The sequence below is a fragment of the Roseovarius ramblicola genome, assembly GCF_042430665.1.
In the GTDB taxonomy this organism is placed as follows: Bacteria; Pseudomonadota; Alphaproteobacteria; order Rhodobacterales; family Rhodobacteraceae; genus Roseovarius; species Roseovarius ramblicola.
Genome location: NZ_JBHMEC010000015.1, coordinates 116,653 through 142,263, shown reverse-complemented (window position 1 = coordinate 142,263; position 25,611 = coordinate 116,653). Strand labels below are relative to the sequence as shown.

The window sequence follows — 25,611 nt, the reverse complement described above, 5'->3', positions numbered from 1 at the left end:
GCGCGCGGGCCGGGAAAACTGGTCGCCGTCTTGAAGCATATCGGCGCGCAAAAGGCCACTGGCAAGGGGCCGGATCAGCCCTCTTCGAACGGGTCCCATTCGTCCTCGACTTCGGGCAGCGCCTCTTCGCCGGCCTCGGTGGTGATGTCCTCGGCGGTGCGGATGCCGGTGATGCTGGCCCCGGGGAAGGCCGAGAACACCGCCCTCACCAGCGGATGCTCGCGCGCCTGCGCCGTGCGCGCGTCCTGCTCGGCCTCGCGCGCCTCGCGCAGTGTGGGGGCGGTGGCAGAGTTGACCAGGGTCACCGCCCAGCGTGCGCCGGTCCAGCGTTGCAGCGCGCTGCCGAGCCGCTGCGCGAGATCTGCGGGCGCATCGGGGGTGGGGGTGAACTCGATCCGCCCGGGGCGGTAGGAGGCGAGGCGCAGGCAGCCCTCGACCTCGATCAGCAGGCGGGCGTCGCGCTGGGCGCGGATGAGGTCGAGTACGTGCTCGAAGCCGGGATATTGCGCGAGCGCATCCTGCGTTTCCGGGGCGCGCGCTGTCATCTGTCCGTTGCCGTTGCCGCTGCCGCTGCCGTTGCCGTTGCCGCTGGCGCTCGGCCCGGTGGGTGCGGCATGGGTGGGGCGGCGGGGCATGGGGGTGCCCTGTGCGGTGCCGTGCGGGGTGCCTTGTGCGGTCGCGCCCTGGCCGTGCGCCTGCGGGCGCGCGCCGCCGCCCTCCGGAGACGCGGGCGGGCCGTCCGAGAGGCGGCGCACGAGATCCTCGGGTGTGGGCAGGTCGGCCACATGGGTCAGGCGGATCACCGCCATCTCGGCGGCCATCATCGCGTTGGGGGCCTCGGCCACCTCGTCGAGCGCCTTGAGCAGCATCTGCCACATGCGGGTGAGCACGCGCATCGGCAGGTTTTCTGCCATCTGCTGCCCGCGGGCGCGCTCGTCCGGGCCGATGGTGGGGTCCTCGGCGGCGTCGGGCGTGATCTTGACCACCGACACCCAATGGGTGATCTCGGACAGGTCGCGCAGCACCGCGAGCGGATCGGCCCCTTCGGCATATTGCGCGCCCAGTTCCGACAGCGCGCCGCCCGCGTCGCCGCGCAGGATCATGTCGAACAGGTCGAGCACGCGGCCCCGGTCGGCGAGGCCGAGCATGGCGCGGACCTGATCGGCCCCGGTCTCTCCCGCGCCGTGGCTGATCGCCTGATCGAGCAGCGAGGTGGCATCGCGCGCCGAGCCCTCGGCGGCGCGGGTGATGAGGGCGAGCGCCTCGTCGGTGATCTGCGCGCCCTCGGCATCCGCGATGCGGCGCAAGAGGCCGATCATCGCCTCCGGCTCGATGCGACGCAGGTCGAATCGCTGGCAGCGCGACAGCACCGTGACCGGCACCTTGCGGATCTCGGTGGTGGCGAAGATGAACTTCACATGCGCCGGCGGCTCCTCCAGCGTCTTGAGGAGTGCGTTGAAGGCCGAGGTGCTGAGCATGTGCACCTCGTCGATGATGTAGATCTTGTAGCGCGCGGAGGCGGCACGGTAATGCACGCTCTCGATGATGTCGCGGATGTCGCCGACGCCGGTGCGGGAGGCGGCGTCCATTTCGAGCACGTCGACATGGCGGCCCTCCATGATCGCGGTGCAGTGCTCGCACTCGCCGCAGGGATCGGTCGTCGGGGCTCCGGTGCCGTCCTGGCCGATGCAGTTCATCCCCTTGGCGATGATCCGTGCGGTGGTGGTCTTGCCGGTGCCGCGGATGCCGGTCATGATGAATGCCTGCGCGATGCGGTCGGCCTGGAACGCGTTTTTCAGCGTGCGCACCATCGCGTCCTGGCCGACGAGGTCGGCGAACGTCTCGGGGCGATATTTGCGCGCCAGGACCTGGTAGCCGGTATCGGGGGGCTGGGACATGCGGGGCCTTTCGGATTCGGCGGACGGGATCAGGGTAAGGCCGGGCCGGGGAGGCGTCCACCTTGCTTTTCGGTCCCCTCTGCTGCGCCGTGATCCGTGCCCCGCTGTGGACACTGGCGGGGGCCAGGACAGGCGGTTTTATGAAAGTCGATCCAGGTGCCGGTCGAGGCGCGCGACAGGATCCGTCGACACCCGGTGCGGCGAGACACTTTCCGTCACCGGTTCGGATTTCGGGGCAGGACGCCGCGTCAGGTAATCGCTGAGCGCGTTCATGAAGTCGGACACATCCGCGTCGGACCAGGCGAAAGGATTGAAACGCACGAGGGAGAGGTGCGGGACGAGCTTCAGCCCGCGCAGGGTCTGATCCTGGGTCACCGCGGCGGTCATGCTCCAGTCCGGGAACAGGCGATCCTGCAGCTTGCGCACCGACAGGAGCCTGATCCCGGTGTGTCTGGAGTCGCGCGAAATGCGGTTGAAAACGGCACGAATCTCCTCCGGCGTGCCTTCCAGCGCTTGCAGGAAGGCCGTGTTGTCGTAGATCAGGGCGCCGGTGATCCCCGCCCGGGCATTGTTCGCGCGCGACACCGCGAGTATGTCGTCGGTTTGCTCGAAGGAGAAGGAAACCGGTCTGGAGCAGTATGCGATGCCGACGATGGTGCTCATCGAATCATCCTTTCGGAGACGCGTCGAATGCGGAAGAACGCATACGCGATTACCCGATGCCACAATTATCGTCGGGCCGGGCCGATGTATACCTATAGTCACCCTGTCCCGGCAGTCGCCGTGGCCCGGGCACCCGACGCGGTGACCGGAAATGCCCGCGGCAATGGGCCTGCAGGATATGGATCGCATCGGCCCCACCCGGCGCCGTCAGGCTGGTTCTGCGCCGGGGCCGCTACGGGGTGTCAGGTGAGAGGCTGGACAACGACCCAAGCGAGGCTCGTTACGGCTGCTTCCTTCCGGATCTGACCGGGTTGGCGAGGTGCTTGCCCGCGCCAACCTCTCGACCGGACACATAGCCCTGCGCGCGCGGATTCGCAAGGGCTTGCGCGCCATCGAGCGGCAGGCGCAGGCGCAGGAAACCGGCGTCATCCTCTCCGGCGTCCCCGGCACCGAGCGCGGCGATATCCCCGGGATAGGCGCGCAGACCCGGCCCGGTGGCGAGCAGGGCCGAGGTGCCCGGCGGCATCGGGGCGAAGCGCCAGGTATTTCCCGGGGCGGGCGCGACGGTACCGGTCGTGGCGACATGCCCGGCGAGGATGTCGCGGACGGGGCGCCCGGAGCCGTGGATGAGCGCCCGCCCCGCGAGCGCCTCGAACGGGCCGCCGCCCCATGCGCGGTAGGAATTGGTGGCGATGACGAAGCGATCCGCGTCGCGCACCGGGCGGCCCGCGTGCGTCAGGTCGCGGATGCGATGCGCGTCGGGGGCGACGAGCGCGCCGGAGAGATCGTAGCGCGCAGGCTGCGAGACGTCGATGCTGTAGCCCAGCCCGTCGATCACGTCGAACACATGGCCCGGAACGTTGGCGTTCAGAAGCGGCTGATCCGCCACCCCCGGTACGATCCGGTTGAAGCAGATCGCCGCGCGTTCGAGCCAGTCGCGCACGCCAGCACCGGTGATCGCGAGGCCGCACAGCGTGTTGGGGAAACCGTAGAGATCGGCGAGATGGCGCAGCCGCAGCGGGCCGGCGGGAATGTCGGTAAAATGGCCGGGTCCGCCGCGCCCGCCGGTGCGGAACGGGGCCGAGGCCGACAGGACCGGAAAACCGGCGTAGCCGGTGTTCTTGAGCGCCGCGGCGAGCGCCGCGCGCTGCGCGGCGTTGACCAGCGCGATGCCGGGGTCTTCGCGCGCCAGCGCGAGATAGCTGTGCAGCGGCACGAGGCTTTCTCCGATGGGGGCGCGGGTCAGGCGCAGCGTATGGTCATGGGCGCGCACCAGGCTGCGGGCGAGGCGGGGGCAGGACGCGGCCCCGCGCGCCGGGTGCAGCGCGGTGCTGTGCCCGGTGACGCGCCAGCCGTCGCCGGTGTGGGCGAGGTGCAGGTCGATCCGTCCCAGGTGCGAGGCGGCAAAGCCGGGTTTGACGCAGGGCGTGCCGTGCAGGGTGCCGTTCGGGATGTCGGCCCCCGGGGGGCCGGCTTGCCCGGGATCGGGAAAGCGGCGGTGGCTGTGTCCGGCGATGAGCGCGTCGAGCCCGGGCAGGCGCGCCAGCGCGCGCGCCGCGTTCTCCATCATCGGACGGTCCGGCCCCGCGTCGATCCCGGTATGGGCGAGCGCGATCACCACGTCCGCCCCGGCGCCCCGGACCGCGGGCAGCCAGGCGCGCGCCGTCTCGACCATGTCGCGCAGCACCAGCCGCCCCGCAAGGTGGCAGTGATCCCAGGTGGCGGCCTGCGGCGGGGTGAGGCCGATCACGCCGATGCGCAGATCGCGGGCGATGCCCTGCCGGTCGCGCAGGCGGCGGTGCAGGATGGTGAAGGGGGGCAGAAACGCGCTGTCCTCGCGCGGGGAGGCCCCGAGGCGGCGCACGGCATTGGCGCAGACCAGCGGAAACCGCGCCTGCGCCAGCGTCGATTCCAGCCAGGGAAGGCCGAAATTGAACTCGTGATTGCCGAGTGCGGCGGCGTCGTAGCGCATGTGGTTCATCGCGCGGATCACCGGGTGCCTGCCGCGCCAGCCATTGCCGGGCCGGGCGGTGAGGTCGGTGAGCGCGGTGCCCTGCAGGAAATCGCCGTTGTCGAGCAGCAGGCAATTTTCCACGCCCGCCGCGTCGCGGGCCTGCCGCACAATCGTGGCCAGCCGTGACAGGCCATGCCCGACCACCTCGTTACAGGTGAAATAGTTGTATGGCAGGAGATGGCCGTGCACGTCCGAGGTGGCCAGGATCCGCAGCGTTGCGTCCTGGCGGCCGTTGGTTTGCGTGTCAGGGACTGTGATCGGCTGGAACAAGCGGGGGGACTTTCGGTGAACGAAAAGACTGTTGCGGGCCCTGGCGCAGACGGGGCACAATTGAAACAGATGCGATCTTAAGATGTGGAAATAATTGTTCAATACCGCTAAGGTTGATTGCAGTGCTTTTCCCGAAATCGTGTGATGGCCGTGATCTCCCGGCTTGCCCCCCGGCCCGGGACGGTGACAGTAAGGGACAGCGACGAGGGAGGCCGGGATGCGCGATGCGGAACAGGTGACATTCGGCGGATCGGGGCTCGACCGGGCGGATGACCTGCGCGGGCAGGGCACGACGCTGGCCGAGGCGCTGGATACGGGCCGGGCGCGGGCGGCGGTGCTGTGGCGCGGCAAGCCGCTCGTGGCGGGCGAGGGGCGCGACGCGCTCGTGCTGCTGCCCTGCGATCATCCGGTTCTGGCGCGCTACAAGGTGCCGCCCGTCCTGATCGGGCGCGACGATGACGGCACGCCGCTCTTCGCCTTCGACATCTCGGCCTGGGTGCCGCCGGGGCTCGACCCCGAGCAGCTCGACAGCTTTCTCGACGCCACCGAGCAGGCGCATCCCGACCTGCCCGATGGCGCGGTCTTTGCCGAGTTGCGCCGGGTGATGACGTGGCTCTCGCCGCGCGACGCCGAGATCGCGGCCACCGCCAAGGCGATCTTTGGTTGGCACGAGAGCCACCGCCACTGCGCGCGCTGCGGCGCGAAGAGCCGGATGATCCGGGCGGGCTGGCAGCGGGCCTGCGATGATTGCGGCGCACAGCATTTTCCGCGCACCGACCCGGTGGTCATCATGCTCGTCACCCACGGCAACAGCGTGCTGATGGGGCGCTCGCCCGGCTGGCCGGAGGGGATGTATTCGCTGCTCGCGGGGTTCATCGAGCCGGGCGAGACGGTCGAGGCCGCCGTGCGCCGCGAGGTCTGGGAGGAGGCGGGTGTGCGCGTCGGCCGGGTGGGCTATCTCGTCAGCCAGCCATGGCCGTTTCCGGCCTCGCTGATGCTGGGCTGCCACGGCGTGGCACTGAGCCGCGAAATCACCATCGACCCCTACGAGATCGAGGACGCCCGCTGGATGAGCCGCGAGGAGATCCTCGCCGCCTTTGCCGGCGAACACCCGCAGGTGCTGCCCGCGCGCGAGGGGGCGGTGGCGCATTTCCTGCTCAGGAATTGGCTTGCCGACCGGTTCGATTGAAGCGAGACTGACCGGCGCGTTTACGGTCAGGCGTGTCAGGGCAGGGCGAGCATGCAGTTCACGGGCAAGGAAGACATCGAGGCACCGATCGACGCCGTCTTTGCCGAGATCACCGATTTCACGCGGTTCGAGCGCAGCGCCATGCGTCGCGGTGCCGAGGTGCAGCGCACCGACTCGATGAGCGGGCCGGGCGTCGGTATGACCTGGCACGCGCGGTTCAGGCTGCGCGGGCGCATGCGCGAAATCGACCTGCGGCTGACCGGGTTCGAGCCCCCCGACGGGATCGTGATCGCGGCCGAGGCGGCGACGATCGAAGCGGTGATGCGGGTGGACCTCATGTCGCTCTCGCGCACGCGCACGCGGCTCTCCGTCGATCTGGCCGTGTCGCCGCGCAACCTCGCGGGGCGGCTGATGATCCAGTCCATGAAGCTGGCGAGGGGCAAATTCACCAAGCGATTCCGCTTGCGGCTCGCGGATTACGCGATGGATGTCGAGGACCGTCACAAGCGCAGCGTGTGAGCCGGGAGGGTCAGCCCTCGCCGTAGCGCCGCGGATCGGCGGGGTAGACGCCGAGGATGGTGATCTCGGAGGTAAAGTAGTCCAGCTCGTCGAGCGCGCGGGCCACCGCCGGATCGTCCGGGTGCCCCTCGATGTCGGCGTAGAACTGCACCACGTTGAAATTGCCGCCGATCATGTAGCTTTCCAGCTTGGTCATGTTGACGCCGTTGGTGGCGAACCCGCCCAGTGCCTTGTAGAGACCGGCAGGAAGCGAGCGTAGGCGAAAGACCAGCGTCGTCATCATCCCGTTCTGCCCCCGCGGTGCGAAATCGGGCTCGGCGGCCATCACCAGGAACCGCGTTGTGTTGGTGCTGTGGTCCTCGATGTGCCGCGCGAGCATCTCGAGACCGTAGATCTTGCCTGCCAGTTCGCTGGCGAGCGCCGCCATCGACGGGTCGCCCGCCTCGGCGACGTGGCGCGCCGAACCGGCGGTGTCGGCGCCGGTCACGCGGTGGATGCCGTGGCGTTCGAGAAACGCGCGGCACTGGCCCAGAAGCATGGTGTGGCTCATCGCGCTCTCGATCTGGTCAAGCCGCGTGCCGGGCAGCGCGAGCAGGTTGATGTGCACCCGCACGAAGGCCTCGTCGACGATGTGCAGCCCGGATTCGGGCAACAGGTGATGGATATCGGCCACGCGCCCGAAGGTGGAATTCTCGACCGGGACCATGGCGAGGCGCGCGGTGCCCTCGCGCACCGCCGCGATCGTGTCCTCGAAGGTGCGGCAGGGCAGCACCTCCATGTCGGGATAGGTCTCGTGGCAGGCCTGATGCGAATAGGCACCAGGCTCCCCCTGAAAGGCGATGCGGTCGGTCATCGTGGAACCCTGTCCCTCTTGTGGCCCCTGTCGGGCGTTTGGTCGCGGAAACTATACCTTGCGAAGCGGTAGGGGAAGCGGATAGATACCCGCGCAAGCGACAGATCTAACGGAAGCGAGCCAATGTTCGACACGATGACACTGACAAAGGCCACGGGTGCGATTTGCGGCTCCCTTCTGGTCTTCTTGCTGGGAGGCTGGGCAGCCGAGAGCATTTATTCGATGGGGGGCGGCCACGGCGAGGATCATGCGCAGGGCTATGTCATCGACACCGGTGACGATGGTGCCAGCGAAGAGCCGGTGGACGAGGGCCCTGACCTGGCAGCGCTGTTCGCAGAGGCCGATGCCGGCAAGGGCGAGCGCGTTTTCAACAAGTGCAAGGCTTGCCACCAGGTCGAGGATGGCGCCAACGGTGTTGGCCCGCATCTCTATGATGTGGTCGGCCGCAAGGTCGATTCTGTTGAAGGGTACACCTATTCCGGCGCTCTGGAAGAGGTCGCCGATGTCTGGACCGCGGAGAACCTGTTCGCGTTTCTCGAGAATCCGGCGGGCTATGCGCCGGGCACCGCCATGGGCTTTGCCGGGCTGGGCAAGCCCGAGGATCGCGCAAACGTGATCGCGTATCTCGACCAGATCGATGGCAGCGACGATATCGTGATCGAAGCCGCGGCCGAGGCGCCCGCCGAGGAAGCACCTGCTGAGGAGGCTGCCACCGAGGAAGCACCTGCTGACGACGCCGCCGCCGAGGAAGCCCCGGCAGAAGACGCCGCCGTTGAGGAGGCCGCTTCCGAAGAGGCACCTGCGGCGGACGCGCCTGCCGAGGAGGCCGCTGCCGAAGAGGCACCTGCGGCGGACGCGCCTGCCGAGGAGGCCGCTGCCGAAGAGGCACCTGCGGAAGAAGCACCTGCCGAGGAGGCCGCCGCCGAAGAGGCACCTGCGGAGGAGACCGGCGGCGAGAGCGCCTTTGCCGGGATGGTTGCGTCCGCCGACCCCGCTGATGGCAAGAAGGTATTCCGCCGCTGTGCCGCCTGCCACGCGGTCGAGGATGGCAAGAACAAGGTCGGTCCGCATCTCTACGCGGTGGTGAACCGGGACATCGCGTCGGTCGAGGGGTTCAGCTATTCCGATACGCTCAAGGGACTCGACGGCGACTGGACCGTGGACAAGCTGAGCGCGTGGCTGGAAAACCCGCGTGAATTCGCGCCGGGCAACCGGATGGGCTATCCGGGTCTCAAGGACGAGGCGGACCGGGCCGCCGTCATCGCCTATCTCAATAGCGTCTCCAACTGAGGCACGCCGCAGAACAAGGGGGCCGCTGCCTGAGAGGGCGGCGGCCCTTTGCATGTGCGGGTCCCTTCCGCGCTTGAACAAGGCGCGGTCGCCCCCTAGCTTGCCCATGAAACGCGCGGGAAACGGCGCGGCCCGACAGGAGGATACGATGAGCTTCATTCCGCCGCGCGCAGGCGCGCCGATCAGCCGCCGCTTCGCTCTCAAGGGAATCGGGGCGCTGATGTCGGCGAGTGCGCTGCACCTGACCGGACCGGGCAAGGCGCGCGCCACCGGGGAGGAGATCATCCGGTCGCATGGCTATTCCTTCTTTGGCAATCTGAAATATCCGGCGGATTACCCGCATTTCGACTACGTCAATCCCGATGCGCCCAAGGGCGGCGAAATATCGCTCTACGCCCCCGGCACCTTCGATTCGATGAATCCCTATTCGCGCAAGGGCCGCGCCGGGCGGCTGTCTTGGATGGTCTATGAAAGCTTGCTGGGCGGGTCCGAGGCCACCGGCGAGCCGTTGCCGGGCGACCGTTACAACGAGGGCTATGGCCTCTTGGCCGAAAGCCTTGAGTATGACCGTGGCAAGACCTGGGTGATCTTTCACATGCGTCCCGAGGCGCGGTTTGCCGATGGCACGCCGGTTACGGCGCATGATGTCGTGTTCTCGCACAACCTGTTTCTGGATCAGGGCCTGCGCTCCTATGCCGAGGCGGTGCGGCGACGGGTGATCGGGGCCGAGGCGCTCGACGACCACACCGTGCGGTTCGAGTTCGCGGAAGGCATCTCGCGCCGCTCTCTGATCGACCAGGTGGGGGGCACGCCTGTGTTCCCGCGCGCATGGTACGAGGACACCGGCGCGCGCCTCGACGAGCCGCGGCTGGAGGCGGCACCGGGCTCTGGCCCCTACCAGGTCGAAAGCTCTGAGGTGAACCGCAGCATCGTTTACGCGCGCAACCCCGATTACTGGGGCTGGCACCTGCCGATCAACAAGGGCCGGCACAATTTCGACCGTATCCGGATCGAGTATTTCGCCGATGACAACGCCGCCTTCGAGGCGTTCAAGGCGGGCATTTACACGTTCCGTCCCGAAGGCAATTCCAAGACATGGGCGACCGGCTACGACTTTCCGGCGGCCAACAAGGGCCATGTGGTCAAGGCCGAATTGCCCGACGGGCTGCCGCCGACGCCGTCGGGCTTTGTCTTCAACCTCGGGCGCAAGGTGCTCAGGGACAAGCGGGTGCGGCGGGCGATCGCGCTGGGCTACAATTTCGAATGGACCAACCAGTCGCTGCAATACGGCCTGTTCAAGCAGCGCCATTCCTTCGTGCAGGACACCCATCTGCAGGCCGAGGGCGTGCCCGAGGGGGCCGAGCGGCAATTGCTGCAATCGATGGGCGATCTGGTGCCCGACGAGATGCTGACGGAACCGGCGGTGCGGGCCCATTCCTCGGATCCCGACCGGCTCAACGACCGGCGCAACCTGCGCCGCGCGATGAAGCTGTTGGACGAGGCGGGCTGGCCGGTGGGCGACGACGGCAAGCGGCGCAACGCCGATGGCGAGTTGCTGACCATCGAGATCCCGATCTCGGCCTCGGGCTCTGCCACCATGTCGGCGGTGGTCGAGAGCTTCGTGTCGAACCTGCACCTGATGGGTATCGACGCGCGGTTCGACAAGATCGACGCCGCGCAATACACCGCCCGCGAGCGCGACCGCGATTACGACTTAGTTTATGACAGTTATATCCCGTTCCTCGAGGCGGGCACCGGCCTGCACCAGCGCTATGGCTCGCGCGAGGCGGAATTCAGCCTGTTCAACCCGGCCGGGCTGGCAAGCCCGCTGGTGGATGCGCTGATCGACAAGGCGCTGGAATCCACCACGAAGCAGGAACAGGACGTGGCGCTGATGGCGCTCGACCGGGCGCTGCGCCATGAATTCTTCATGATCCCGACCTGGTATCTCGACAAGACCTGGGTCGCCTACTGGAACCAATACGCCCATCCCGACCCGCTGCCGCGCTACGCCACCGGTGTGCTCGATTTCTGGTGGTACGACGCGGAGAAAGCGCAGGCGCTGAAAGATGCGGGCGCGCTGTGATCCGGGGGGCCGTCTGAGATGGGCGCCTATATCCTGCGGCGGCTGTTGCTGATCGTGCCGACGCTGTTCGGTATCATGGTGATCAATTTCGCGCTGGTGCAATTCGTGCCCGGTGGCCCGGTCGAGCAGATGATCGCGCAGATGCAGGGGCAGGGCGACGTGTTCGAAAGCTTTGCCGGGTCGGGCTCGGATACCGGGCAGGACCTGTCGGGTGGCGGCAACGAGCAATATGTCGGTGCGCGCGGCCTGCCGCCGGAACTGATCGCCGAGCTGGAAGAGCAGTTCGGACTCGACAAGCCGCCGCTGGAGCGGTTCGTCAACATGATGTGGAACTACATGCGCTTCGATTTCGGCGAGAGCTATTTTCGCAAGATCGACGTGCTGGATCTGGTGCTGGAGAAGATGCCGGTCTCGATCACGCTCGGGTTGTGGTCGACCGTGATCGCCTATCTGGTGTCGATCCCGCTGGGTGTGGCCAAGGCGGTGCACGACGGCACGCGGTTCGACACCTGGACGAGCGGGCTCATCATCGTGGCCTACGCGATCCCGGCGTTCCTCTTTGCGATCATGCTGCTGGTGCTGTTGGCCGGGGGCAGCTACTGGCAGCTTTTCCCGCTGCGCGGGCTCACCTCGGACAATTTCGAGCAACTGACCGTCTGGGGCAAGATCGTCGATTACCTGTGGCACATCGCGCTGCCGGTGCTCGCCTCGACCATCTCGGCCTTTGCCACGCTGACGCTTCTGACCAAGAACAGCTTTCTCGACGAGATCAAGAAGCACTACGTGATGACCGCGCGGGCCAAGGGGCTGACAGAGCGGCGGGTGCTCTATGGCCATGTTTTCCGCAACGCCATGCTGATCGTGATCGCGGGCTTTCCGGCGGTGTTTATCGGCGTGTTCTTCGGCGGTTCGGTGCTGATCGAGACGATCTTTTCGCTCGACGGGCTGGGGCGGCTCGGGTTCGAGGCGGCGGTGGGGCGCGACTACCCGGTGATGTTCGGCACACTGTTCCTGTTTGGTCTCATCGGTCTGCTGGTGGGGCTGCTGAGCGACCTGATGTACGTGCTGGTCGATCCGCGGATCGACTTCGAGAGGCGGGAGGGCTGAGGATGGTGTACGCGTCATGGGGGCGCTGCCCCCGTCGCGCCCGCGGCGCGACTCCCCCGGAGTATTTCGGCCAAGGTGAAGGAGCGGCACGGTGATCCGGCTGTCTCCTCTGAACCGGCGTCGCTGGCGCAATTTCCGGCGCAACGGGCGCGCCTTCTGGTCGCTGATCATCTTTTCGGTGATTTTCACCATCACGCTGTTTGCCGAATTCGTCGCCAATGACAAGCCGATCCTCGTGCAGTATCGCGGCGAGATCTACGCGCCGATTTTCCGGTTCTACCCCGAGACGGCCTTTGGTGGCGATTTCCAGACCGAGGCGATCTATCGCGATCCGGAGGTGCAGTGCCTGATCGCGAGCGGCGGGTTGGATGCCTGTTTCGACGATCCCGGGGCCGTGATCGCAGATGCCGGCGACGGCGTGGTGGATGGCGGGGTGATCGAGGCGGGCTGGGCGCTCTGGCCGCCGATCCCCTACAGCTACGACACCATCGTGGATCGCGACGGGGCCGCGCCGCTGCCGCCCAACGAGCAGAACTGGCTGGGTACCGACGATACCAAGCGCGACGTGCTGGCGCGGGTGATCTACGGGTTCCGGCTGTCGGTGATGTTCACGCTGATCGTGACCTTCCTGTCCTCGGTGATCGGGATATTCGCGGGTGCCGTGCAGGGCTATTTCGGCGGGCGCACCGACCTCATCTTTCAGCGGATCATCGAGATATGGTCATCCACCCCGCAGCTTTACGTGATCATCATCCTGTTCGCGATCCTGCCGCGAAGTTTCTGGCTGCTGGTGGTGATCACCGTGCTGTTTGGCTGGATGGCCCTTGTCGGCGTGGTGCGTGCCGAGTTCCTGCGCGCACGCAACCTCGAATACGTGCGCGCGGCCAAGGCGCTGGGGGTGGGCAATGTCACCATCATGTTCCGCCACATGCTGCCCAACGCGATGGTCGCGACGCTGACCATGCTGCCCTTCGTCATCACCGGGACCATCTCGCTGCTGGCCGGCCTGGATTTTCTCGGCTTCGGGTTGCCCTCCTCCTCGCCCTCGCTTGGGGAACTGACGCTGCAGGCCAAGCAGAACCTGCAGGCGCCGTGGCTCGCCTTCACCGCGTTTTTCGCCTTCGCCATCATGCTGTCGCTCTTGGTGTTCATCTTCGAGGGCGTGCGGGATGCCTTTGACCCCAGAAAGACCTTTCAATGAGTTTGCTGGAGGTTCGCGACCTGAGCGTGGGGTTCCGGCAGGACGGGCAGGTGGTGCCCGCCGTGCGCGGCGTGTCGTTCTCGGTGGACCGGGGCGAGACGGTGGCGATCGTCGGCGAGAGCGGCTCGGGCAAGTCGGTCACGGCGCTGTCGACGGTGTCGCTGCTCGGGGCTTCGGCGCAGGTGACGGGCAGCGTCACCTACAACGGCCGCGAGATGATCGGTGCCGATGACACGCGTCTGCGGCAGGTGCGGGGCAACGATATAAGCTTCATCTTCCAGGAGCCGATGACCAGCCTCAACCCGCTGCACACGCTGGAAAAGCAGTTGCGCGAGAGCCTTGAGCTGCATCAGGCGCTGACCGGCGACGCGGCGCGCGCGCGGATCGTGGAATTGCTGGAGCGGGTGGGCATCCGCGAGGCGGCGAGCCGTCTCGGGGCCTATCCGCATCAGTTGTCGGGCGGGCAGCGGCAGCGGGTGATGATCGCCATGGCGCTGGCCAACAAGCCAGACATCCTGATCGCCGACGAGCCGACAACGGCGCTCGACGTGACGATACAGGCGCAGATCCTCGAACTGCTGGCCAATCTCAAGCGCGACGAGGGGATGGGCTTGCTGTTCATCACCCATGACCTCGGCATCGTGCGGCGCATCGCCGATCGGGTCTGCGTGATGAAGGATGGCGAGATCGTCGAGGCGGGGACGCTTGAGCAGGTCTTTGACACGCCGCAGCACCCCTATACCCGCAAGCTGCTGGCGGCGCAGGCGGCGGGGGTGCCCGCGCCGGTGCCCGAGGGGGCGCAGGTAGTGGCCGAGACCGATGCGTTGCGCGTCTGGTTCCCGATCCAGAAGGGGTTTCTCAAGCGGACGGTGGGCCATGTGAAGGCCGTCAACGAGGCCAGCTTGCGCGTGCGCGCGGGCGAGACGCTGGGGATCGTGGGCGAATCGGGCTCGGGCAAGACCACGCTGGCGCTTGCCATAATGCGGCTGATCGCATCGCAGGGTGGCATCCGCTTTGCCGGCGAGGACGTGCATGGCTGGTCGACCAGACAGTTGCGCCGCAGGCGCGCGGAGATGCAGATCGTGTTTCAGGACCCGTTTGGCAGCCTTTCCCCGCGGATGAGCTGTGTGCAGATCATCGCCGAGGGGCTGGGGGTGCACGGCAACCCTGGCGGACGGCCCGAGCGCGAACTCGTGGCCGAGGTGATGGCGGAGGTGGGGCTCGACCCTGCGGCGATGGATCGCTACCCGCATGAATTCTCGGGCGGGCAGCGGCAGCGCATCGCAATCGCGCGGGCGATGATCCTGCGGCCGAAACTCGTGGTGCTCGACGAGCCGACCTCGGCGCTCGACATGACGGTGCAGGTGCAGATCGTGGACCTGCTGCGCGATCTTCAGGTGAAATACGGGCTGGCCTACCTGTTCATCAGCCACGATCTCGCGGTGGTGCGCGCGATGAGCCACCGGGTGCTGGTGATGAAGGAGGGCGACGTGGTCGAGGCGGGCGAGGCCGGGGCGCTCTTTTCCGCGCCGCAGACCGCGTATGCGCGGACGCTGCTCAAGGCGTCGCTGGAAGGGCGCGGCGCGGGCGCGCAAGGCTGACGGGCCGCAGCCGCGCCCGTCAGATCGCCGAACTGTGGCCCTGTTCGTCCATCTCGTAGGCGTCGATCTGGCGCGCGATCATGCGGGTGAGCGGGCGTGCCTCGGGCGGGATGGACAGGCCGTTGTCGTCGAGATTCAGGTGCCCGTCGAAGGCCCGCGCCACCCCGGCGAGGAGGCTCTGGAGCGCCCGGTCCTCGATCCCGAAATCGCGCGCGATCTCGCCTGCGTCGATATGGAAGTCGCACATCAGCATCTCGATCATGCGGCCGCGCATCCGGTCCTCGGCGGTGAAGACATGGCCGCGGGTGGTGGAGAACCGCCCGTCGCGGATTGCGCCGGTATGCGCGCCGGTGGCGGGCGCGTTCTGCGCGTATCCCTGGGGAAACCGCGAGATCGACGAGGCCCCGAGACCGATCAGCACGTCCGACGTGTCGTCGGTATAGCCCTGGAAATTGCGGCGCAGGCGACCGGCCTTCTGCGCGATGCTCAGGCCGTCATCCTTCGTGGCGAAATGGTCGATGCCGATCTCGTCATAGCCGTCCCAAAGAAACAGCCGCCGGGCGGTGTCAAACAGCGCCAGCCGTTCCTGCGGGGTGGGCAGGGCGTCCGACGGGATCATCTGCTGACGCTTGGCCATCCAGGGCACATGGGCATAACCGTAGAGCGCCACGCGGTCGGGGTTGAGCGACAGGAGCTTCTGCACGCTCTCGGTCATGCGCGCGCGGGTCTGGTGCGGCAGACCGTAGAGGATGTCGGCATTGAGGCTGGCCACACCGCGGGCGCGGATCTCCTCCGCCGCGTCGCGGGTGATGTCGTAGCTCTGGATACGGCCGATCGTCTTCTGAATCTCGTCGTCGAAATCCTGCACGCCGATGGAGGCGCGGTTCATCCCCGCCGCGGCGAGCGCGTCGAGGCGCGGGCCGTCGATCTCGTTGGGATCTATCTCGACCGAGAACTCGGTCGCTTCGGTGAAGGGGGCGATGTCGCGAATCGCCCCGGCAAGCTCGGTCATCATCGAGGGTTGCAGCAGCGTTGGCGTGCCGCCGCCCCAGTGCAGCCGCGAGAGCCGCACGCCTGCGGGCAGAAGGCGGCCCAGCATCGCGATCTCGGCTTTCAGCGTTTCGAGATAGGCGACCACCGGCGCGTCGGTCTGCGTGCCCTGCGTGCGGCAGGCGCAGAACCAGCACAGCCTGCGGCAGAAGGGCACGTGGACGTAAAGCGACACCTCGGACCCCTCCGGGATGGCGGCGACCCAGTCGGTGAAATCTCCGGGTCCCACGGAGCGACCGAAATGCGGTGCGGTGGGGTAGCTAGTGTAGCGGGGCACCTTGGCGTCAAAAAGACCCAAGCGGGCGAGTTCGGTTTGCGTATCCATACGCTCAGGTTTACTGTCGACGCAGGCGAACTCCTTGACCCAGATCAATCCGTGGATGGCGAAAGTGGCGATAAGCGAGAAAATTGCGCATTGCGCGCCGGTGGATTGCGGCGACTGTCCGATCCGGCACCGTGCCGTCTGTGCGCGCTGCGAGAGCGACGAGCTCGAACTGCTCGAGCAGATCAAGTATTATCGCAATTTCGAGGCGGGCCAGACGGTGATCTGGTCCGGCGATCAGATGGATTTCGTGGCCTCGGTCGTGGCGGGAATCGCGACGCTCACCCAGACCATGGAGGACGGGCGCACGCAGATGGTGGGCCTGTTGCTGCCCAGCGATTTCGTGGGTCGCCCGGGGCGCGAGCGGGCCAGCTATGACGTGGTGGCGACCACGGACATGGTGATGTGCTGTTTCCGCCGAAAACCGTTTGAACAGATGATGGTGCGCACGCCGCATATCGCGCAGCGCCTGCTTGAAATGACGCTCGACGAACTGGATGCCGCGCGCGAATGGATGCTGGTGCTGGGCCGCAAGACCGCGCGGGAAAAGATCGCCTCGCTGATCGCGATCATCGCACGGCGCGACGCCGCGCTGTCGATGCAGGGGGGACGCGGTCCGCTGGTGCTTGACCTTCCGCTGACGCGCGAGGCGATGGCCGACTATCTTGGCCTGACGCTGGAGACGGTGAGCCGCCAGGTCTCGGCGCTGAAGAAGGACGGGGTGATCTCGCTCGAGGGCAAGCGCCGCGTGACCATCCCGGACATGGGCCGCCTGCTGGAAGAGGCGGGCGACGACAGCGACGGCGGGCTTCTTGTCTGACACGCTGTCCTTTGTCACCTGCGACGTTTTTACAGAGCAGCGTTTCTCCGGCAATCCGCTGGCCATCGTCGCAGAGGCAGACGGTTTGAGCACGGCGCAGATGCAGGTCATCGCGCGCGAATTCAATCTGTCGGAGACGATTTTTGTCCAGCGACCGGCGGTTCCGACGCATGACGCGAAAGTGCGCATCTTCTTTCCCACGGCGGAAATACCATTTGCTGGTCATCCGACTATCGGCTGCGCGATACATCTCGCACTAAAGTCAGCGCCGGAGGGTGATTTCGAGACGCGAATCACACTGGAGGAAGAAGCAGGCATCGTGCCAGTCCGTATCTGGCGCCGTGATGGCAGAGTGCACGCAGAGTTTCGTGCCCCGATCCTGCCGCACCCGTCCGAGCATGGGGGCATGCCGGATTCGGGGTTGTTGGCCGAGGCGGTGGGGCTTGATCCGCAAGTGATTGGCGCCCAAGCGCATACTCCCGGTCTGTGGCAAGGTGGTCCACGCTTCCTGTATGTGCCCGTGCGTGACCTTGAGACGTTGGCCACGGCGCGACCGATCGAGCCCGCATGGAGCCAGGTAATGAACATTGCCGCAGTCGACAGTGCCTATCTCTATACGCCGCTGGTGGGAGGCGATGGCGCCAATTTTCGCGCCCGCATGTTTTCCCCGACGGCTGGAATCCCCGAGGATCCGGCCACCGGTTCCGCAGCCGCAATAATGGCCGCCCAACTGCATGCTGCAGGTGTCCTGAGCGAGGGCGAAACGCGTCTTGCATTGCACCAAGGGGTGGAGATGGGGCGCGCCTCGGCAATTGGCCTTCGAATCGTGACGCGGGATGGAGCATTGGCCGAAGTCCATGTCTCTGGAAGTGCCGTGCCGGTCAGCCGTGGGCGGATTCACCGCCCCGGCTGACCCTCGCACGCCTCTAGTGCGCCATGAACACCGGCACCGTCGCCTGTTCCAGCATGTAGCGCGTCGCCCCGCCAAAGATCGCCTCGCGGAAGCGCGAATGACCGTAGGCCCCCATCACCACCATGTCGGCATCCATGTCCGTCACATGGCGCAACAGCACGTCCGAGACCCGCGGCATCGAGCGCGACAGCACGTCGATCTCGGTCTTGACGCCGTGGCGCGAGAGATACTGCGCGATGAGCCCGCCGGGATCGGAGCGGTTGGGCCCGTGCGTCGGCGGATCGATCACCACGACATGCACCACATCGGCCATGCTCAGCAGCGGCATCGCCGCGCGCGCGGCGGCGAGCGATTCGCTGCTTTCGTTCCAGCCCAGCAGGATGCGCTTCGGCTTTGGCGACGGGGCGCCGCCACCGGGCGCGACGAGAACCGGCGTGCGCCCCTCGAAGAGCGCCGATTCGGTCACCGCCTCGAGTTCGGCACCGCGCCCCTCGCCATAGGGCTGCGGCAAAGTGACCAGATCGGAGAACCGCGCCCGCGTCGCGACATGGCGACCGATATCGGCAAGCTGCGCCACGCCCTTCTCGGCGGCCCAGCGGATCGTCGAATTGTTTAGCCGCGCGCGCACCAGGCTGTCGATCTCCGTGGCCTCGTCCTGCGCACGGCTGATCGTCTCCTGAAGCACTGCCGCGCTTGCGCCGGCGTAGTAATAACCGGTCTGGCTTCGGTCCACGCCGAGGCAGAGCGCATCGAGATGCGCATCGTTGGCCTCGGCCACGGCGATGGCATGGGCGAGGGTCTCGTCCACAAGCGCCGCGTCGGTCAAGACCGTGAATAGGCTGTTATAGGTCATCGTGCATTTCCCTGTATCCGCTTCGATGTGCCACATTAGGGGCATTTCGGGGCGGGGCGCATTGACGCGGATCAAGCGCCGACGCGCGCCGTTTTGACACAGATCAAGGTTTGTTGACTCGAGCCCTCGCATTAAGTGCACAGTCAAAGCGCGTGTCGGTCATAACGACTCGCGCTGTCGAGGACGAAGGGACGCAACATGACGAATTACATCAAGCTGATCGTGCTTGGCGTGATCACGCTTTTCGCGCTGGTCGCCGCCAATTACGCGCGCGATCTGGCCTACCTGGTGAACGCGCTGACCGTGGCGCTGGTCTCGGGCGGGCTTTTCCTGTGGGTGCTGCGGCACACCGACGAGCCGGAGGTGCGAGTCGACCTGTCCGGCGAATACATGGATGGCGTGGTGCGCGCCGGGGTGATCGCCACCTGCCTCTGGGGGGTCGTCGGATTTCTCGCGGGCACGTTCATTGCCTTTCAGCTTGCCTTTCCGCAGCTCAATTTCGACTGGGCGCAGGGATTTGCCAATTTCGGGCGGTTACGTCCGCTGCACACGAGCGCGGTGATCTTCGCCTTTGGCGGCAACGCGCTCATTGCCACCTCGTTCTACGTGGTCCAGCGCACGAGTGCCGCCCGGCTTTGGGGCGGCAACCTCGCGTGGTTCGTGTTCTGGGGCTATCAGCTCGTGATCGTGCTGGCGGCCACCGGCTACTTGCTGGGCGCGACGCAGTCCAAGGAATATGCCGAGCCCGAGTGGTATGTCGACCTGTGGCTGACGGTGGTCTGGCTGGCCTATCTGGCCGTGTTCCTGGGCACCATCGTCAAGCGCCGCGAGCCGCATATCTACGTCGCCAACTGGTTCTACCTGTCGTTCATCATCACCGTGGCGATGCTGCATGTGGTCAACAACCTGAGCATTCCGGTCTCGATCTGGGGCTCCAAGTCGGTGCAGGTGTTCTCGGGGGTGCAGGACGCGATGGTGCAGTGGTGGTACGGGCATAACGCCGTGGGCTTCTTCCTCACCGCCGGGTTTCTGGGCATGATGTATTACTTTGTCCCGAAACAGGCCGAACGCCCGGTGTTCAGCTACAAGCTCTCGATCATCCACTTCTGGGCGCTGATCTTCATCTATATCTGGGCCGGTCCGCACCACCTGCACTACACCGCGCTGCCCGACTGGGCCTCGACGCTGGGCATGGTGTTCTCGATCGTGCTGTGGATGCCGTCCTGGGGCGGGATGATCAACGGTCTGATGACGCTCTCGGGCGCGTGGGACAAGCTGCGCACCGATCCGATCATCCGCATGATGGTGATCTCCATCGGCTTTTACGGCATGTCCACCTTCGAGGGGCCGATGATGTCGATCCGCGCGGTCAACTCGCTGTCGCACTACACCGACTGGACCATCGGGCACGTGCATTCCGGCGCGCTTGGTTGGAACGGCATGATCACCTTCGGGGCGCTCTACTTCCTGGTGCCGAAGCTGTGGAACCGCGAGCGGCTCTATAGCCTGAGCCTGGTGTCCTGGCATTTCTGGCTCGCGACCATCGGCATCATTCTCTACGCCGCCGCCATGTGGGTGACGGGGATCATGGAGGGCCTGATGTGGCGCGAAGTGGATGCCAACGGCTTCCTCGTGAACTCCTTTGCCGACACCGTGGCCGCGAAACTGCCGATGTATATCGTGCGCGGTCTGGGCGGGGTCATGTATGTCACCGGCGCACTGATCATGTGCTACAACCTCTGGATGACTGTGAAGCGTTCGCCGGCCGTCGCGGCCACGAACAGCACAGTTCCGGCTGAATAAGGAGGGCCGGAGAGATGGCAATTCTGGACAAACACGCAATCCTGGAAAAGAACGTCACGCTTCTGGCGATCTTTGCCTTCCTCGTGGTCACCATCGGCGGGATCGTGCAGATCGCGCCGCTGTTCTGGCTCGAGAACACCATCGAGGACGTGGAGGGCATGCGCCCCTATTCGCCGCTCGAACTTGCCGGGCGCGATATCTACGTCCGCGAGGGGTGCTATGTCTGCCACAGCCAGATGGTGCGTCCGATGCGCGACGAGGTGGAGCGGTACGGCCATTACAGCCTCGCGGCGGAGTCGAAATACGATCACCCGTTCCAGTGGGGATCGAAGCGCACGGGGCCGGATCTGGCCCGCGTCGGCGGCCGCTACTCGGATGCGTGGCATGTCGATCACCTGCGCAACCCGCAGGCGGTGGTGCCCGAATCGGTGATGCCGAAATACGGCTTCCTCGAAGAGCGGATGATCGACGGCGAGCATATCGGGGACCTGCTGCGCACGCACAGCCTCGTGGGCGTGCCCTATACCGACGAGATGATCGAGAACGCGCGCGCCGATTTCAACGCGCAGATCGACCCGGACGGCGATACCGAGGGGCTTCTGTCGCGCTATCCCAAGGCGCAGGTGCGCAATTTCGACAGCCGTCCGGGGATTTCCGAGACCGACGCGCTGATCGCCTACCTGCAAATGCTGGGCACGCTGGTCGATTTCTCGACCTTCACCCCGGTCGCAAGCCGCTGAGGAGGACAGGAGATGGAAACCTATTCCCTGCTGCGCCAGTTCGCCGATAGCTGGGTGTTGCTGGTGCTGTTCGCGTTCTTCATCGGGGTGGTGATCTGGGTGTTCCGCCCCGGTGCCAGCAAGACCTACGAGAACCCGGCGACCATCCCGTTCCGGCACGAAGACAAACCGGCACGCGACGACGATGCCGACGCCAAGGAGGCGTAAGACATGGCCAAGAAACCGACCAACAAGCAGGAACCGGAGACCACCGGCCACGAGTGGGACGGCATCCGGGAATACAACAACCCGTTGCCGCGCTGGTGGCTGTGGGTGTTCTACGCCACCATCGTCTGGGGCATCTGGTACGTGATCGCCTATCCTGCCTGGCCGCTGATCAATCAGGCGACGGCGGGTTACAAGGGCTGGTCCACCCGCGCCAACGTCGCCGCCGAGATCGAGGCGGCGCGCGAGGCCAATTCCGAGATCAACGCCCGGCTGGCCTCGGTGGACCTTGAGGAAATCCCGACGGACGAGGAACTCAACACCTATGCCGTCTCTGCCGGGGCCGCAGTCTATCGCACCTGGTGCGCGCAGTGCCACGGCTCGGGCGCGGCGGGCGTCAAGGCGGGCGGCTATCCCAACCTGCTGGACAATGACTGGCTCTGGGGCGGCACGCTGGAGGATATCCACTACACCGTCGCCCACGGCATCCGCAACGAAGAGGACCCGGACGCCCGCTGGTCGCAGATGCCCGCCTTTGGCGACATCCTCGACAGCGAGGGCATCGACCAGGTGGTGAATTACGTGATGTCGCTCTCGGGCGAGCCGCGGGATGCCGCCGCGGCGGCGAAGGGCGAGGCGATTTTCCTCGACAATTGCGCCGCCTGCCACGGCGAGGCGGGCGGGGGCGACATCTACCAGGGTGCCCCGAACCTTGCCGACGCGATCTGGCTCTATGGCGGCGATTACGACACGATCCGCGAGACCGTGACCTATTCGCGCTTCGGCATCATGCCGCCGATGGGCGGGGCCGATCTGAGCGAGGCCGAGACGCGCGCCGTCGCCGTCTATGTCCACCAGTTGGGCGGCGGCGAGTAGGCGCCAGGAGGCACCCCGGGCCCGTCGCCGGGCCCGGGGTGAGGTGCCGGTCCTTCCGTCCTGTTCGCGCGTTTCCAGGGAGGGCCGGTGCCGATAACACCCGCGGGCCGTAGCCCGCGTCCGAGGGCCCCGTTTCCGGGGCCCTTGTCGTGTCCGGCTCAGTCGCGGCGGCGCGCGATGAGATGCGCCTCCAGTTCGGCGCTGCTGCGCAGGTTCGACAGATCCGCCAGCGGCCGGGCGGGCCGGGTCTGATGGTGGCGACGGGTCTCGTTCGCGGCGTCGGTGCGGGTGGCGGTCCTGAAAGTATTTGCCAGAATTCCAAGCATGTCGTGTCCTTTCCTTTGCTGCTGTTCTGTTTGGGAATATGGGGCAGACGCGGCTCTCACGCGACTCTGGAAAATTTTCTACTCGTAAGTTAGGCTTACATCATGGATTGGCAGACCCTCCCGCCCCTGACGGCGCTGCGCGCCTTTGCGGCGCTGGCCGAGACCGGCAGCACCGCCGCCGCCGGGGCGCGGCTCAATGTCAGTCACGCCGCCATCAGTCAGCAGGTCCGGCAGCTTGAGGCGCATATCGGCGTGGCGCTCGTCGATCGGTCCGGGCGGCAGTCGCGGCTGACGGCGGAGGGGCGCGATCTGGCGGATGCCCTGTCGCTGGGATTCGGGGCCATCGCCCGTGCGGTCGAGGCGCTGTCGGGCGCGAATGCCGCGCGCCCGCTGCAGATTTCGACGACGCCGAGCTTTGCCGCGCACTGGCTGATGCCCTGTCTCAGCGAGTTCCGGCAGGCGCATCCGCAGATCGATCTGATGATCGACCCCACCCCGCGGATCGTCGAGATGGAGCCGGGCGGCATAGATATCGCCATCCGCTATGGCACCGGGCACTGGCCGGGGCTGGAGGCGGAGTTGCTGTTCCGCTCTCCGATCGTGGCTGTGGCCGCGCCGCACCTCGTGGAGGGTACGCGGATAGAGTGCCCCGCCGACCTTGCCGATCTGCCGTGGCTGCAGGAATTCGGCACCAACGAGGCGAGCGACTGGCTGCGCCGCCGCGGCGTGACCAAGGAGCGGGCGGCGGGCCTCGTGCAGGTGCCGGGCAACCTGCTGCTCGACGGGTTGCGGGCCGGGCAGGGCGTGGCGGTGACGGTGCGCGAATGGGTGCGTCAGGATATCACAGCCGGTCGGCTGCGGCTTTTGTTCGAGGATGAGGAGGAGGCGGGCTATCATGTAGTCACGCGGCCCGGCGTGCTGCGCCCGCCTGCAAGGGCGTTTGTCACCTGGCTGCGGCGTCAGGCGCGCCGGACGGTGCCGTCCAAGGAACTGCCTGCGCAAGAGCGGCAGGCGAAATAGATCGATTCAGGAGTCAGGATTGATGCAGGTCAAAGTTGCCGACCCGACATCCTGCCAAAAGACGATCACCAGATGCAAGATATCGGAGTGTCTCCGTGGCCGATTCCCAGCCCAATGCCCCCCAATCGCTCTATGCCGCGCAAGAGCCGGTTTTCCCCCGCAAGGTCTATGGCAAGTTCCGTAACCTGAAATGGGTGATCATGGCCGTCACCCTCGGCATCTATTACCTCACGCCCTGGATTCGCTGGGACCGGGGGCCGACCCTGCCGGATCAGGCGGTGCTGGTGGACCTTGCCAACCGGCGGTTCTTCTTCTTCTGGATCGAGATATGGCCGCATGAATTCTACTTCATTGCCGGGCTGCTGGTGATGGCGGGGCTGGGCCTGTTCCTGTTCACCTCCGCATTGGGCCGGGTGTGGTGCGGCTATGCCTGTCCGCAGACCGTGTGGACCGATCTCTTCATCCTGGTGGAGCGCTGGATCGAGGGCGACCGCAACGCGCGGCTGCGCCTGCACCGGCAGAAGGCATGGGATCTGCGCAAGGCGCGGCTGCGGCTGACCAAGTGGATCACATGGCTGCTGATCGCCGTGGCGACGGGGGGCGCGTGGGTGTTCTACTTCACCGATGCGCCGACGCTGCTGGTCGATCTGTTCACGCTCGACGCGCACCCGATCGCCTACACCACCATCGCCATCCTCACCGGCACCACGTTTTTCTTCGGCGGTTTCGCGCGCGAGCAGATTTGCATCTATGCCTGCCCCTGGCCGCGGATCCAGGCGGCGATGATGGATGAGGACACGCTGACGGTGGGTTATCGCGCCTGGCGGGGCGAGCCGCGCAAGCATTCCGAGGCGGTCAAGGCGGGCGAGCCGATGGGCGACTGCATCGACTGCATGGCCTGTGTCAACGTCTGCCCGGTGGGCATCGACATCCGCGACGGCCAGCAACTCGAATGCATCACCTGCGCGCTGTGCATCGACGCCTGCGACGACGTGATGGAAAAGATCGGCAAGCCGCGCGGGCTGATCGACTACATGGCGCTGACGGACGAACAGAACGAACGTGCGGGCAAGCCGCCCAAACCGATCTGGAAGCACGTCTTCCGCCCGCGCACCATCCTCTACACGGCGCTGTGGTCGCTGGTGGGCGTGGGGCTGGTGGTGGCGCTGTTCATCCGCTCGGAAATCGACCTGACGGTGGCGCCGGTGCGCAACCCGACCTATGTCACCCTGTCGAATGGCGAGATCCGCAACATCTACGAGGTGCGGCTGCGCAACATGAAGAACGAGCCGACGCGCTTCAAGTTCAGCGTCAAGGGCGATCCAACGCTGTTCATCACGCTGGAGGGCACGCCCTATACCTCGGTCGAGGTGGCCCCCGACGAGATGAAGCTGCAACGCGTCTACGTCACCGCGCCGCAGGACTCGGAGCCGGCGCAGGCGGAGAGCACGGATATCCGCATCTGGGTGGAGGATACCGGCAGCGGCACGCGCGACTACAAGAACACGGTGTTCAACGGACGGGGGCAATGATGGCGGAACGGCAGATCACCGGGCGGCATGTGCTGATCGGCTTCGTGGCGGCCTTTGCCGTCATCATCGGGGTCAACCTGGTGCTGGCCTACTCGGCGGTGAGGACATTTCCGGGGCTGGAGGTCAGGAACGGCTATATCGCCAGCCAGACCTTCAACGAGCGCAAGGCCGCGCAGGAGGCGCTGGGCTGGACGCTGACCGCCGAGGCGCGTGACGGGCGCTTGTCGCTGCGGTTCACCGGTGCCGACGGGCAAGCCGTCAGGCCCGCGCGGGTCGAGGCCACGATCGGGCGGGCAACCGAGGACCACGAGGATATCTCGACGCGACTCAGCTATACCGGGCAGGGCTTCGAGGCCCCGGTTGATCTGGGGGCGGGCAAGTGGATCCTGCGCCTCAGGGCCTATTCGGCCGACGGTATCCTGTTTCAGCAACGTCGCGAAATACTGACGGATCAGAGCTAG

The 25,611-nt window shown here is 66.4% G+C and carries 22 protein-coding genes, 1 other RNA gene and 1 pseudogene; 16 read left to right on the top strand and 8 right to left on the bottom strand.

Annotated features, from left to right (window positions below; genetic code table 11):
• Window positions 1-74: 74 nt before the first annotated feature.
• From ACFFU4_RS09270 to ACFFU4_RS09255, 4 genes and pseudogenes are all read right to left on the bottom strand, one after another.
• Window positions 75-1,898, bottom strand: coding sequence for a DNA polymerase III subunit gamma/tau (locus ACFFU4_RS09270; RefSeq protein WP_377069345.1), 1,824 nt, complete (start codon window positions 1,896-1,898; stop codon window positions 75-77).
• A 138-nt stretch (window positions 1,899-2,036) separates the two neighbouring features.
• Entirely contained in the window at window positions 2,037-2,561 is a 525-nt protein-coding gene (locus ACFFU4_RS09265) for a BLUF domain-containing protein (RefSeq protein WP_377069343.1), read from the bottom strand.
• A gap of 245 nt (window positions 2,562-2,806) precedes the next feature.
• Window positions 2,807-2,903, bottom strand: an RNA gene (ffs, locus tag ACFFU4_RS09260) — signal recognition particle sRNA small type.
• A 121-nt stretch (window positions 2,904-3,024) separates the two neighbouring features.
• Window positions 3,025-4,764 (bottom strand): annotated as a pseudogene (locus ACFFU4_RS09255) (bifunctional 2',3'-cyclic-nucleotide 2'-phosphodiesterase/3'-nucleotidase); the annotation flags it as partial.
• A gap of 298 nt (window positions 4,765-5,062) precedes the next feature.
• Between ACFFU4_RS09255 and nudC the strand changes: the two are divergent.
• Together nudC and ACFFU4_RS09245 are read left to right on the top strand one after the other, a co-directional pair.
• On the top strand, window positions 5,063-6,034 hold the full coding sequence (gene nudC, locus ACFFU4_RS09250; protein WP_377069341.1) for an NAD(+) diphosphatase: 972 nt from the start codon (window positions 5,063-5,065) through the stop codon (window positions 6,032-6,034).
• 51 nt (window positions 6,035-6,085) lie between these two features.
• Window positions 6,086-6,553 (top strand): SRPBCC family protein, encoded by a 468-nt coding sequence (locus tag ACFFU4_RS09245; RefSeq protein WP_377069339.1) that lies wholly within the window; start codon window positions 6,086-6,088, stop codon window positions 6,551-6,553.
• 10 nt (window positions 6,554-6,563) lie between these two features.
• Here the strand turns inward: ACFFU4_RS09245 and ACFFU4_RS09240 are convergent, their stop codons facing one another.
• Window positions 6,564-7,406: a prephenate dehydratase gene (locus ACFFU4_RS09240; RefSeq protein WP_377069337.1), complete on the bottom strand. Its 843-nt coding sequence runs from the start codon at window positions 7,404-7,406 to the stop codon at window positions 6,564-6,566.
• A gap of 135 nt (window positions 7,407-7,541) precedes the next feature.
• Here ACFFU4_RS09240 and ACFFU4_RS09235 point away from each other — a divergent pair, with 135 nt between their 5' ends.
• The 5 genes from ACFFU4_RS09235 (at window position 7,542) to ACFFU4_RS09215 (ending at window position 14,691) form a co-directional block, all read left to right on the top strand.
• Window positions 7,542-8,696, top strand: a complete 1,155-nt coding sequence (locus ACFFU4_RS09235) for a c-type cytochrome (RefSeq protein ID WP_377069335.1) — start codon at window positions 7,542-7,544, stop codon at window positions 8,694-8,696.
• Between the two features lie 220 nt (window positions 8,697-8,916).
• Window positions 8,917-10,782, top strand: coding sequence for an extracellular solute-binding protein (locus ACFFU4_RS09230; RefSeq protein WP_377069720.1), 1,866 nt, complete (start codon window positions 8,917-8,919; stop codon window positions 10,780-10,782).
• A gap of 18 nt (window positions 10,783-10,800) precedes the next feature.
• Entirely contained in the window at window positions 10,801-11,889 is a 1,089-nt protein-coding gene (locus ACFFU4_RS09225; protein WP_377069333.1) for a microcin C ABC transporter permease YejB, read from the top strand.
• 94 nt (window positions 11,890-11,983) lie between these two features.
• Window positions 11,984-13,090: an ABC transporter permease gene (locus tag ACFFU4_RS09220; RefSeq protein ID WP_377069719.1), complete on the top strand. Its 1,107-nt coding sequence runs from the start codon at window positions 11,984-11,986 to the stop codon at window positions 13,088-13,090.
• A complete protein-coding gene (locus tag ACFFU4_RS09215) occupies window positions 13,087-14,691 on the top strand; it encodes an ABC transporter ATP-binding protein (protein WP_377069331.1) in 1,605 nt (534 codons plus the stop codon). Before ACFFU4_RS09220 ends, ACFFU4_RS09215 begins: the two co-directional genes overlap by 4 nt.
• Before the next feature lie 19 nt (window positions 14,692-14,710).
• Here the strand turns inward: ACFFU4_RS09215 and hemN are convergent, their stop codons facing one another.
• Entirely contained in the window at window positions 14,711-16,066 is a 1,356-nt protein-coding gene (gene hemN, locus ACFFU4_RS09210) for an oxygen-independent coproporphyrinogen III oxidase (RefSeq protein ID WP_377069329.1), read from the bottom strand.
• Between the two features lie 55 nt (window positions 16,067-16,121).
• Between hemN and fnrL the strand changes: the two genes are divergently transcribed.
• Together fnrL and ACFFU4_RS09200 are read left to right on the top strand one after the other, a co-directional pair.
• The gene (gene fnrL / locus ACFFU4_RS09205; RefSeq protein ID WP_377069718.1) at window positions 16,122-16,883 is read left to right on the top strand and encodes a transcriptional regulator FnrL; all 762 of its coding nucleotides are present in this window, start codon (window positions 16,122-16,124) and stop codon (window positions 16,881-16,883) included.
• Window positions 16,876-17,796: a PhzF family protein gene (locus tag ACFFU4_RS09200; RefSeq protein WP_377069327.1), complete on the top strand. Its 921-nt coding sequence runs from the start codon at window positions 16,876-16,878 to the stop codon at window positions 17,794-17,796. Before fnrL ends, ACFFU4_RS09200 begins: the two co-directional genes overlap by 8 nt.
• Before the next feature lie 13 nt (window positions 17,797-17,809).
• Here the strand turns inward: ACFFU4_RS09200 and ACFFU4_RS09195 are convergent, their stop codons facing one another.
• Window positions 17,810-18,649 carry a universal stress protein gene (locus ACFFU4_RS09195; protein ID WP_377069325.1) on the bottom strand — a complete coding sequence of 280 codons (840 nt, stop codon included), beginning with the start codon at window positions 18,647-18,649 and terminating at the stop codon, window positions 17,810-17,812.
• Window positions 18,650-18,847: 198 nt separating this feature from the next.
• Here ACFFU4_RS09195 and ccoN point away from each other — a divergent pair, with 198 nt between their 5' ends.
• Genes ccoN through ccoP form a run of 4 tightly spaced genes read left to right on the top strand, consistent with a single transcriptional unit; the run spans window position 18,848 to window position 22,272 of the window.
• Complete coding sequence (gene ccoN / locus ACFFU4_RS09190) at window positions 18,848-20,452, top strand: cytochrome-c oxidase, cbb3-type subunit I (protein ID WP_377069323.1); 1,605 nt, start codon at window positions 18,848-18,850, stop codon at window positions 20,450-20,452.
• A gap of 14 nt (window positions 20,453-20,466) precedes the next feature.
• The gene (gene ccoO, locus ACFFU4_RS09185) at window positions 20,467-21,192 is read left to right on the top strand and encodes a cytochrome-c oxidase, cbb3-type subunit II (protein WP_377069321.1); all 726 of its coding nucleotides are present in this window, start codon (window positions 20,467-20,469) and stop codon (window positions 21,190-21,192) included.
• 12 nt (window positions 21,193-21,204) lie between these two features.
• Window positions 21,205-21,399 carry a cbb3-type cytochrome c oxidase subunit 3 gene (locus ACFFU4_RS09180; RefSeq protein WP_377069319.1) on the top strand — a complete coding sequence of 65 codons (195 nt, stop codon included), beginning with the start codon at window positions 21,205-21,207 and terminating at the stop codon, window positions 21,397-21,399.
• A 3-nt stretch (window positions 21,400-21,402) separates the two neighbouring features.
• Complete coding sequence (ccoP, locus tag ACFFU4_RS09175; protein ID WP_377069317.1) at window positions 21,403-22,272, top strand: cytochrome-c oxidase, cbb3-type subunit III; 870 nt, start codon at window positions 21,403-21,405, stop codon at window positions 22,270-22,272.
• Between the two features lie 158 nt (window positions 22,273-22,430).
• Here the strand turns inward: ccoP and ACFFU4_RS09170 are convergent, their stop codons facing one another.
• Entirely contained in the window at window positions 22,431-22,598 is a 168-nt protein-coding gene (locus ACFFU4_RS09170; protein WP_377069315.1) for a hypothetical protein, read from the bottom strand.
• A gap of 102 nt (window positions 22,599-22,700) precedes the next feature.
• Between ACFFU4_RS09170 and ACFFU4_RS09165 the strand changes: the two genes are divergently transcribed.
• From ACFFU4_RS09165 to ACFFU4_RS09155, 3 genes are all read left to right on the top strand, one after another.
• Window positions 22,701-23,618, top strand: coding sequence for a LysR family transcriptional regulator (locus tag ACFFU4_RS09165; protein WP_377069313.1), 918 nt, complete (start codon window positions 22,701-22,703; stop codon window positions 23,616-23,618).
• Window positions 23,619-23,713: 95 nt separating this feature from the next.
• Window positions 23,714-25,150: a cytochrome c oxidase accessory protein CcoG gene (gene ccoG, locus ACFFU4_RS09160; protein WP_377069311.1), complete on the top strand. Its 1,437-nt coding sequence runs from the start codon at window positions 23,714-23,716 to the stop codon at window positions 25,148-25,150.
• The gene (locus ACFFU4_RS09155; protein WP_377069309.1) at window positions 25,150-25,611 is read left to right on the top strand and encodes a FixH family protein; all 462 of its coding nucleotides are present in this window, start codon (window positions 25,150-25,152) and stop codon (window positions 25,609-25,611) included. The genes ccoG and ACFFU4_RS09155 overlap by 1 nt, the downstream gene beginning before the upstream one ends.

Excerpts from the sequence above, each read along its gene's own strand:
- ACFFU4_RS09180 (WP_377069319.1), top strand. The coding sequence starts at position 21,205 with ATGGAAACCTATTCCCTGCTGCGCCAGTTCGCCGATAGCTGGGTGTTG.
- hemN (WP_377069329.1), bottom strand. The coding sequence starts at position 16,066 with ATGGATACGCAAACCGAACTCGCCCGCTTGGGTCTTTTTGACGCCAAG.
- ACFFU4_RS09165 (WP_377069313.1), top strand. The coding sequence starts at position 22,701 with ATGGATTGGCAGACCCTCCCGCCCCTGACGGCGCTGCGCGCCTTTGCG.
- ACFFU4_RS09235 (WP_377069335.1), top strand. The coding sequence starts at position 7,542 with ATGACACTGACAAAGGCCACGGGTGCGATTTGCGGCTCCCTTCTGGTC.
- ACFFU4_RS09155 (WP_377069309.1), top strand. The coding sequence starts at position 25,150 with ATGGCGGAACGGCAGATCACCGGGCGGCATGTGCTGATCGGCTTCGTG.
- ACFFU4_RS09270 (WP_377069345.1), bottom strand. The coding sequence starts at position 1,898 with ATGTCCCAGCCCCCCGATACCGGCTACCAGGTCCTGGCGCGCAAATAT.
- ACFFU4_RS09215 (WP_377069331.1), top strand. The coding sequence starts at position 13,087 with ATGAGTTTGCTGGAGGTTCGCGACCTGAGCGTGGGGTTCCGGCAGGAC.
- ACFFU4_RS09240 (WP_377069337.1), bottom strand. The coding sequence starts at position 7,406 with ATGACCGACCGCATCGCCTTTCAGGGGGAGCCTGGTGCCTATTCGCAT.
- ccoP (WP_377069317.1), top strand. The coding sequence starts at position 21,403 with ATGGCCAAGAAACCGACCAACAAGCAGGAACCGGAGACCACCGGCCAC.
- ccoO (WP_377069321.1), top strand. The coding sequence starts at position 20,467 with ATGGCAATTCTGGACAAACACGCAATCCTGGAAAAGAACGTCACGCTT.
- ACFFU4_RS09225 (WP_377069333.1), top strand. The coding sequence starts at position 10,801 with ATGGGCGCCTATATCCTGCGGCGGCTGTTGCTGATCGTGCCGACGCTG.
- nudC (WP_377069341.1), top strand. The coding sequence starts at position 5,063 with ATGCGCGATGCGGAACAGGTGACATTCGGCGGATCGGGGCTCGACCGG.
- ACFFU4_RS09230 (WP_377069720.1), top strand. The coding sequence starts at position 8,917 with ATGTCGGCGAGTGCGCTGCACCTGACCGGACCGGGCAAGGCGCGCGCC.
- ACFFU4_RS09265 (WP_377069343.1), bottom strand. The coding sequence starts at position 2,561 with ATGAGCACCATCGTCGGCATCGCATACTGCTCCAGACCGGTTTCCTTC.
- ccoN (WP_377069323.1), top strand. The coding sequence starts at position 18,848 with ATGACGAATTACATCAAGCTGATCGTGCTTGGCGTGATCACGCTTTTC.
- ACFFU4_RS09170 (WP_377069315.1), bottom strand. The coding sequence starts at position 22,598 with ATGCTTGGAATTCTGGCAAATACTTTCAGGACCGCCACCCGCACCGAC.
- fnrL (WP_377069718.1), top strand. The coding sequence starts at position 16,122 with ATGGCGAAAGTGGCGATAAGCGAGAAAATTGCGCATTGCGCGCCGGTG.
- ACFFU4_RS09245 (WP_377069339.1), top strand. The coding sequence starts at position 6,086 with ATGCAGTTCACGGGCAAGGAAGACATCGAGGCACCGATCGACGCCGTC.
- ACFFU4_RS09195 (WP_377069325.1), bottom strand. The coding sequence starts at position 18,649 with ATGACCTATAACAGCCTATTCACGGTCTTGACCGACGCGGCGCTTGTG.